Source organism: Propioniciclava sp. (genome assembly GCF_036744435.1).
Lineage (GTDB): Bacteria > Actinomycetota > Actinomycetes > Propionibacteriales > Propionibacteriaceae > Propioniciclava.
Window position 1 is genome coordinate 1 of record NZ_DAIOIA010000121.1, and the last position, 8,506, is coordinate 8,506.

The following is an 8,506-nucleotide window of genomic DNA, read 5'->3' on the forward strand; positions in this document are numbered from 1 at the left end:
GCTCAGTCCTCGGCGAGGGTGAGCTCCAGGCCGCCGAGGATGTTGGCGGACAGGTTGTAGAGGAACGCGAAGATGGTGCCCAGGGCCGTCAGGATCACCACGTTGATCACGGAGAACAGGGCGGTGAAGCCCATCACCTTGTTGGTGTTGACGAAGTCCTCCAGGCGGACGCTGGTCTGATCCTGATCGCTGGACAGCAGCATCGTCAGGCCCGCGTTGATCGCCTCGAACATGCCGGAGGCCCCCAGCAGGGTCCAGACGACGTACACGGCGACCCACGACATGATGCCCAGGGCGATCGAGAACAGGAACGACGTCTTCATCACCGACCAGGGATCGACGCGCGAGATGCGCAGCCGGGCACGGCGGGTCCGGGTGCTGGGCCGGACGCGACCGTCCGGCTCGGACGCCGACTGGTTCTTCGCCGGCGCCAGCGTCAGACCCGACGTGGTGCGCTGTTGCGTATCAGTCACGGCTGTCCTCCTCGTCGTCGCCCTCGCTCACGACAGGGTCAACCGTAGCCGTTTCGTCACTCGAGGGCGTCACCCCGCCGTATGAGTCGCTCGAACCAGCGACCTCCGGTGTGGCACCGGACGCCTCGTCGACGGCCGGATCGGACTCCTCGCCCGTGTCGGGGTAGAGCGCGATGACGGTGACCGTGTCGTTGCCGGTCAGGCCGACGAACTTCACCCCCATCGTGTCGCGACCCTTCGAGGGCACATCGGAGACGGACGCCCGGATGACCTGGCCGGACTGCTTGATCGCGATGACCTCGTCGGTCTCGCTGACCACCAGCCCGCCGACCAGCGAACCGCGGTCGTCGTTGAGCTTCATCGCCTTGATGCCCAGGCCGCCCCGGCCCTGCATCCGGTACTCGCTCACCCTGCTGCGCTTGGCGAAGCCGCCGTCGGTGACGGTGAACACGAACCGGTCGTCCTCGGGCATGTCCGCGTCGATGACGGCCATGCTCAAGAGCTCGTCGCCGTCACGGAACTTCATGCCCGTGACCCCGGACGTCGCCCGGCCCATGGGACGCAACTGGTCGTCGGAGGCCGGGAACCGAATCGCCTGGCCCTTCTTGCTGATCAGCAGCAGGTCATCCGACGACGACGCCGCCCCGGCACCGATCAGCTCGTCGTCCTCGTCGCGGAAGTTGATCGCGATCAGGCCCGCCTGCCGGGCGCTGTCGTACGCCGTCAGGTCCGTCTTCTTGACCAGGCCCTTCTTGGTCGCCAGCAGCAGGTACGGCTTCTCGTCGTAGGAACGGATCGTGAGAACCCCCGCGATCTTCTCCTCCGGCAGGAAACTCATCAGACCGGCGACGTGACCGCCCTTCGCGTCCCGGGAGGACTCGGGCAACTGCCACACCTTCGCCCGGTACACGCGACCGAAGTTCGTGAAGAACAGCAGCCAGTGATGGCTGGTGGTGGTGAACAGGTGCTGCACCTCGTCGTCGCTGCGCAGCGACGCCCCGCGCACGCCCTTGCCGCCGCGCTTCTGCAGCCGGTACTGGTCCGAACGGGTGCGCTTGGCGTAGCCGCCGTACGTGATCGTGACGACCATGTCCTCATCAGGGATGAAGTCCTCATCAGACATGTCCCCGTCGGCGGCGATGATCGTGGTGCGCCGGTCGTCACCGAACCGGTCGGTGATCTCCTGCATCTCCTCGCTGATGATCGTGCGGCGGCGCTCGGGCCGGGCCAGGATGTCCTTCAGGTCGGCGATCTGGGCCTCCATCGCGGCCAGCCGGTCGACGATCGCCTGGATCTCCATCGCGGCCAGCCGACGCAACTGCTGGCTGAGGATGTGATTGGCCTGCAGCTCGTCGATGCCGAGCAGTCCCATCAGGCCCTCGCGGGCGATCTCGACGGTGCGGCTCGCGCGGATCAAGGCGATGACCTCGTCCAGCATGTTGAGCGCCTTGACCAGGCCGCGATCCAGGTGGGCCTTCGACTCCAGGTCGTCGAGCCGGTACTGGGTGCGTCGCTCGATGACCTGCATTTGGTGACGCAGCCAGTAGCCGAGGAACTGGTCGATGCGCAGCGTCCGGGGGACGTCGTCGACCAGGGCGAGCATGTTGCAGCCGAACGTGTCCTGCAGCGGCGTGTGCTTGTACAGGTTGTTCATCACGACGCGCGGCTGGGCGTCGCGCTTCAACACGATGACGAGCCGCTGCCCGGTACGGGCCGAGGTGTCGTCGCGGATGTCGGCGATCCCGGTGAGCCGCCCGGAGTTCACCAGTTCGGCGATCTTGGTGGCCAGGTTGTCCGGGTTGCACATGTGCGGCAACTGCGTGACGACCAGCGAGGTGCGTCCCTTGTTGTCCTCTTCGATCTCGATGACCGCCCGCATGGTCACCAGGCCACGGCCGGTGCGGTAGGCGTCCTCGATGCCCTTACGGCCCGCGATCAGGGCGCCGTTGGGGAAGTCGGGGCCCTTGATGCGGGCGATGCACGCCTCGAGGATCTCTTCCTTCGGCGCTTCGGGGTTGCTGAGCATCCACTGCACGGCGTCGTTGACCTCGCGCAGGTTGTGCGGCGGGATGTTGGTCGCCATGCCGACGGCGATGCCCGTCGAGCCGTTGACCAGCAGGTTCGGGAACCGTGCCGGCAGCACGACCGGCTCGGTGTCCTTGTTGTCGTAGTTCGGCTGGAAGTCGACGGTGTTCTGGTCGATGTCGCGGACCATCTCCATGGCCAGCGGGTTCATCTTGCATTCGGTGTACCGCATGGCGGCGGCGCCGTCGTTGCCCGGCGATCCGAAGTTGCCCTGGCCGTCCACCAGCTTGTGCCGCATCACCCAGCTTTGCGCCAGCCGGACGAGGGTGTCGTAAATCGCCGAGTCACCGTGCGGGTGATACTTGCCCATGACGTCACCGACGACGCGGGAGCACTTGTTCCAGCCGCGGTCGGGGCGGTAGCCGCCGTCGAACATCGTGTACAGGACGCGGCGGTGCACCGGCTTGAGGCCGTCGCGGACGTCGGGCAGGGCCCGGCCCACGATGACGCTCATCGCGTAGTCGAGGTAGCTGCGCTGGATCTCCTCGTTCAGATCGACGGGGGCGATCCGCCCCGTCATCGGCGCGAGCTCGGCGTCGCCGACGGTCGCGGCGGGCTGCGCGGCTGCGGCCGCGACGGGCTCGAGTTCGGGACCGTCCACGGGCGGTTCGTTCGGCGTGTCGCTCATCGTGTTGTCTTCCTAACCCAAATCAGATGTCGAGGAACCGGACGTCCTTGGCGTTGCGCTGGATGAAACTCCTGCGCTGCTCCACGTCTTCGCCCATCAGGATGCTGAACATGTCGGACGCGGCGGCGGCGTCCTCAAGCGTCACCTGCGCCAGCGTGCGCTGATCGGGATCCATGGTGGTGTTCCACAGGTCCTCGGGATCCATCTCGCCCAAGCCCTTGTACCGCTGGATCGGGTTCACCTGCGGGAACTTCTTGCCCTCGGCCAGGCCCGCGTCCCGGAGCCGGTCGCGCTCCTCGTCGGAGTAGGCCAGCTCGTGGGGGGAGTTCGTCCAGCGCAACCGGAACAGCGGCGGCTGGGCCAGGTAGACGAACCCGCCCGACACCAGGGGCCGCAGGAACCGGAACAGCAGCGTCAACAGCAGGGTGCGGATGTGGGCGCCGTCGACGTCGGCGTCGGCCATCAGGACGATCTTGTGATAGCGCAGCCGGTCGACGTCGAAGTCGTCGGAGAAGCCGGTGCCGAGCGCGTTGAAGATCGCCTCGACCTCCTTGTTCGCCAGGATCCGATCCAGCCGGGCCTTCTCGACGTTCAGGATCTTGCCGCGGATCGGGAGGATCGCCTGGGTGCGCGGGTCGCGGCCGCCCTTGGCGGAGCCACCGGCCGAGTCGCCCTCGACGATGAACACCTCACACTCGATGGGGTTGCGCGAGCTGCAGTCGGCGAGCTTGCCGGGCAGCGAAGACGACCCGAGCAGGCCCTTGCGGTTGCGGGCCATGTCGCGGGCCTTGCGTGCGGCCAGGCGAGCCGTGGCCGCCGCCTGCGACTTGCGGATGATGTCCTTGCCCTCGGCGGGGTTCTTCTCGAACCAGTCACCCAGCAGGTCGTTGGTGACCTTCTGCACGAAGCTCTTCGCTTCGGTGTTGCCGAGCTTCGTCTTGGTCTGGCCCTCGAACTGCGGCTCGCCGAGCTTGATGGAGATGATCGCGGTGAGGCCCTCGCGGATGTCGTCGCCGGAGGGACGATCCTCCTTCTTCTTGATCATCCCCCACGTCTCGCCCCACCGGTTGACGGTGTTGGTCAGCGCCGCGCGGAAGCCCTCCTCGTGCGTGCCTCCCTCGTGGGTGTTGATCGTGTTCGCGAACGTGTGGACGCCCTCGGTGAACGAGTTGTTCCACTGCATCGCGACCTCGAGGGCGAGCGCGTCGTCGGGGGACTCCGCGTCGATCGCGATGACCGACGGGTGGATGACCTCCTTGTTCCCGGTGAGGTACTTGACGTAGTCGATGAGCCCGTCGTCGTAGCGGAACGTGATCTCGTGGGGATGATCGGACGCGTCGTCGACGAAATCGTCCAGCCCCGACTCGGCATCCGCGGTCACCGCCGGACGGTCGTCGATCAAGGTGATGGACAGCCCCTTGTTGAGGAACGCCATCTCGCGGAACCGGTTCGCCAGCGTCTGCCAGTCGTAGTGCGTGGTCTCGAAAATCGTCGGGGAGGCGTAGAAGGTCATCGTCGTGCCGACCTCGTCGCCCTCACCCAGCGGCTCCAGACGCTCCAGGTCGGCGTCCGGGACACCGAGGGAGAAAGCCTGGCGCCAGTGGTAGCCGTCGCGGCGCACGTCCACGATGAGGTGGTCGGAGAGGGCGTTGACGACCGAGGCGCCGACACCGTGCAGGCCGCCGGAGACCTTGTAGCCGCCCGTGCCGAACTTGCCGCCCGCGTGCAGCACCGTCAGCGCGAGCGTGACGGCCGGGATCTTCTCCTTGGGGTGCAGATCGACCGGGAAGCCGCGCCCGTTGTCGGTGACGCGCACGCCGTCCTCAGGCAGGAGGGTCACGGTGATGGTGTCGGCGTAGCCCGCCAGCGCCTCGTCGACGGAGTTGTCGACGATCTCGTACACCAGGTGGTGCAGGCCGCGCTCACCGGTCGAACCGATGTACATGCCGGGACGCTTGCGGACGGCCTCCAGGCCCTCCAGCACGGTGATCGCCGAGGCGTCGTACTTGCCCTCCTCGACCGCGGTGGCGGCCGACCCGGCCGTGGGATGCGCGGTGCTGTTGTCTGCCGTCAAGGCGCTCTCTTCTCCCCTGTGCATTCGGGCGCCTCCCCAGCTGGTCCTGCGTGCGGGGGCGGCGTCCACTCAACCCTGCCATCCTACCCGAGGGCGCACGCCGATCACGACTCGACACCGCGGATTTCCGCGGACTCTGCGGCTGGAGATGCCGCTCATTCGCACACGGAGGCCAGTTGGCGGCCCGGACGACCCCGATCCCGACCCCGGATATGCGTCCGGGGGTTTCAGAGGCGCCCACGGCGTCGCAGGCCTTCGGCCGGCAGGGCCCGGGTGCGCTGCTGACGCCCGTCCCCGGTCGCCTCCAGCGGGGGGTGTTGTTCAACCCATCGACGCCCTCACCCACCCCCCCTAATGTTCACACCGTCAGGCGAACCCGCCACACACACGAACACAAAGGAGCCCCACCATGGCCATCTCCCACGGCATGAACGTCGACGCCATCACCGGACAGGTCGTCCCCGGACTCAACCGCGAAGCCCAAGAAATCGAACGCACCGTCACCGACGTCGACCGCCTCCTCCAGCAAGTCGAAGCCAACTGGAAGGGCAACGACGCCCAACAGTTCCAGCAGAAGTGGAACGGCCAATACCGCACCCAACTCAAGCGCCTCGCCGAAGAACTCAAGCAACTCGCCGACACCGCCCGCCGCAACGCCGACAACCAGCGCTCCACCAGCTCCACCCTGTAACAACCGACCCGGCGGCCCGGTCACGTCACCCGAGCCGGGCCGCCGCCCATGCGGCCCCACTCGGGCCGCCCCGCCGTCCCTCGCGCACCGACCCTCTCCTGAAGGATGAAGCCATGCCTGCTCGGCCCTCAGCCGCACGCCGCCCCTGGAGGCGGCCATGACGCTGTCGGGAATGAACATCGCGGAGATCCGCTCGATCGCCTCGCAGCTGAGGCGCTACGCAGCGGACGTCCAGCAGTGCAGCCGCGACGTCGACCGGCTCCTGCAGACGGCCCGCAGCAACTGGTCCGGACCCGACCTGTCCGAGTTCATGGCCAAGTGGAACGGACAGACCCGCGGCATCGCCCAGCGCGTCGAAGCGGAGTTGCGGGAACTCGCCGACACGGCCGAGCGCAACGCCCAGGCCCAGCAGGTCACCAGCGACGAGCTCGGTGACTCCACCGGCGGTGGTGGCGGAGGCGGCGGCGCAGGTGGCGGCGGCCTGGGCGGGGGCGGCGGCGGGAGCTGGGACGACGACGAACGCGACCGTGGTGTCTCCGACCTGGAGGACTTCGTCGACAACCCCGAACAGGAAACCGTCATCGGCCGCGAGCACGAATGGCCGTTCGGCGACCAGCCAGATGACGCCGACGGTGGCGACGGCGACAGCGAGGGCGGCGAGGACAAGGACGGCGTCCCGCTCAACGTCCGCTACGACATCGCCGAAGGTGAAGGCCTGATCGGCAACGAGGTATCCGCGGGCGGCTCCGTCGGCGACGAGAACTTCGGCGCCCAAGGCGAGGCCAGCGCCACCGTGGGCCTCAAGGGCGAGTACGGGGTGTACGCCGGAACCGGCGGCCTCGTGGCCACGGCGGGCATCATGGCCGGTGCGCAGGCGTCCGCCAGCGGTTCCGCCTACGTTGGACCGGCCACCGTGGCCGGAGAGGCGTCCGCCATGGCCGGCGTCAGCGCCGAGGGCGCCGTCGCCCTGAGCGCGACCGGGGTATCCGCCCAGGCGGAGGCGTTCGCCGGAGCCAAGGCCGAGGCCAGCGGCTCGGCCGACATCGGCGGCGTCGGCGTCACCGGCACCGCCGAGGCATGGGCCGGTGTCGGCATCGAGGCGAACGTGGACATCGGGATCACCGATGGGAAACTCACGATCGGGGGCAGCTTCGGAGCCGCCCTCGGCGTCGGTGGTAGCGTCGGCGGCGGCATCACCATCGACCTCAACAAGGTTGGCGACAGCCTGTCCAGCGCGGCTGATGCCGTCGGCGATTTCTTCGGAGGACTGTGGTGAGCGAACAAGCCCAACGACTGACGCTGTCGATCCCCCCGGAGCGGTGGGAGACCGTCGAGCCCCCCGCAGGCACCGCCTTCCTGGCGCAGCGCATCGGTGCCTTCCAGTACTTCCGTCCCACCATCAGCGTGGAGGTCGCCGAGCTCCAGCCCGACGCCACCCTGACCGATGTGGCGGGCGTCCTGTTCGGCAAACTGCAACGCATCGATCCCCAGGCCGAAGGCCGGATCGACACCTCCCGCCTCGAAGCGGGCCGCGTCCTGCAGCGCGTCCGGTTCACCCTGAACGCGGACGGCTTGCCGCCGCTCCACCTGGAGCAATGGCAGGTCGTGGTGGCCATGGACACCGATGATCCGTCGGTGACGTTGGCCATGACGATCGTCCTGACGGCGGAGGCGGACACGATGAACGAGTACGTCGCCGACTTCCAGGAGTTCGTGGGCAGCGCGACCGTCACCGAGGGGCCCGTCGCGTGACCCCTCGACGCGCCCAAGCGGTCACGATCCTGCTCGGGGTCGTCTTCCTCGCGGTCGCCGCCATCATGCTCGTCGTCGTTCCCGCGGACGCCGTCGGCGCCCTCCGCTGGGGGATCGGACTGCCGTTCCTCGTCATCGGTCTCGCGAACCTGGCCCTGGCGCCGCGGTTCTCCCGCGAGGTCCTCCCCGACGACGGCCAGTTCCAGCCCCTCGACGCCCAGGGCCGGCCCGTGGTCGGCTCCCCACACGTGCAGCAGCTCGCACTCGCACTGGACCGGGAACTGCGCGACACGCCCCACCGGATCGAGACCGCGCCCGACGCGGTCCGCGCCTTCTACGACTCCGGCGTCTTCTACCAGCCCGGCAGCCGCACGCTGCGGCAGTTCCGCTGGCGCACCACCCTCATGTCCACCCCGAACCCCACCGCCTTCGTGCGTCTCGACCAGCAGGTAGACCAGACCCGCGGCGGCTACTGGGGCAGGGCCCGCGTCCAGGGCGGCCTGCAGTTCAACACCTCCACCCGCGTCACCGTCGGCGGCGGAAAGACGGTGAAGCGCACCGTGTCCACCGGGGACGTCTCCGACGCCCTGACGACAGCCCTGAAGCAGTGCGGCGTCACGGCGGCCCAGTCGGCCATGTTCTGGGTGGGCGTCACCAACGCCAGCCTCGGCGTGCTGGTCGCCCTCGGGGCGGTCGTCGCCGTGCTCGTCGGCTGACTGGTCTCCCCCTGCGGGGCTCGCCCCCCGCAGGGGGGTGTTGTTCAACCCATCGACGCCCTCACCCACCCCCCCTAATGTTCACAC

Annotated in this window: 7 protein-coding genes; 4 read left to right on the forward strand and 3 right to left on the reverse strand. The window is 68.3% G+C overall.

Annotated elements, in window-relative coordinates; translation table 11 throughout:
* Positions 1–2: 2 nt before the first annotated feature.
* The 3 genes from V7E09_RS12815 to gyrB form a co-directional block, all read right to left on the reverse strand.
* Complete coding sequence (locus V7E09_RS12815; RefSeq protein ID WP_324512152.1) at positions 3–473, reverse strand: DUF3566 domain-containing protein; 471 nt, start codon at positions 471–473, stop codon at positions 3–5.
* A complete protein-coding gene (gyrA, locus tag V7E09_RS12820) occupies positions 466–3,078 on the reverse strand; it encodes a DNA gyrase subunit A (RefSeq protein ID WP_324512157.1) in 2,613 nt (870 codons plus the stop codon). The genes V7E09_RS12815 and gyrA overlap by 8 nt, the downstream gene beginning before the upstream one ends.
* Positions 3,079–3,208: 130 nt before the next feature.
* Positions 3,209–5,260 (reverse strand): DNA topoisomerase (ATP-hydrolyzing) subunit B, encoded by a 2,052-nt coding sequence (gyrB, locus tag V7E09_RS12825; RefSeq protein ID WP_324512151.1) that lies wholly within the window; start codon positions 5,258–5,260, stop codon positions 3,209–3,211.
* Positions 5,261–5,669: 409 nt separating this feature from the next.
* Between gyrB and V7E09_RS12830 the strand changes: the two genes are divergently transcribed.
* The 4 genes from V7E09_RS12830 to V7E09_RS12845 all read left to right on the forward strand — a co-directional run bounded on the left by V7E09_RS12830 (position 5,670) and on the right by V7E09_RS12845 (position 8,419).
* A complete protein-coding gene (locus V7E09_RS12830; protein ID WP_324512150.1) occupies positions 5,670–5,951 on the forward strand; it encodes a WXG100 family type VII secretion target in 282 nt (93 codons plus the stop codon).
* A 157-nt stretch (positions 5,952–6,108) separates the two neighbouring features.
* Positions 6,109–7,227: a WXG100 family type VII secretion target gene (locus V7E09_RS12835; RefSeq protein ID WP_324523488.1), complete on the forward strand. Its 1,119-nt coding sequence runs from the start codon at positions 6,109–6,111 to the stop codon at positions 7,225–7,227.
* Positions 7,224–7,703 carry a hypothetical protein gene (locus V7E09_RS12840; RefSeq protein ID WP_324512148.1) on the forward strand — a complete coding sequence of 160 codons (480 nt, stop codon included), beginning with the start codon at positions 7,224–7,226 and terminating at the stop codon, positions 7,701–7,703. Before V7E09_RS12835 ends, V7E09_RS12840 begins: the two co-directional genes overlap by 4 nt.
* The gene (locus tag V7E09_RS12845) at positions 7,700–8,419 is read left to right on the forward strand and encodes a hypothetical protein (protein WP_324512147.1); all 720 of its coding nucleotides are present in this window, start codon (positions 7,700–7,702) and stop codon (positions 8,417–8,419) included. The genes V7E09_RS12840 and V7E09_RS12845 overlap by 4 nt, the downstream gene beginning before the upstream one ends.
* The last annotated feature ends 87 nt before the right edge of the window (positions 8,420–8,506 follow it).

What these genes read in the sequence shown, in the direction of transcription:
- gyrA (WP_324512157.1), bottom strand. Translation starts at nt 3,078, where the DNA reads ATGACGGGGCGGATCGCCCCCGTCGATCTGAACGAGGAGATCCAGCGC.
- V7E09_RS12830 (WP_324512150.1), top strand. Translation starts at nt 5,670, where the DNA reads ATGGCCATCTCCCACGGCATGAACGTCGACGCCATCACCGGACAGGTC.
- V7E09_RS12835 (WP_324523488.1), top strand. Translation starts at nt 6,109, where the DNA reads ATGACGCTGTCGGGAATGAACATCGCGGAGATCCGCTCGATCGCCTCG.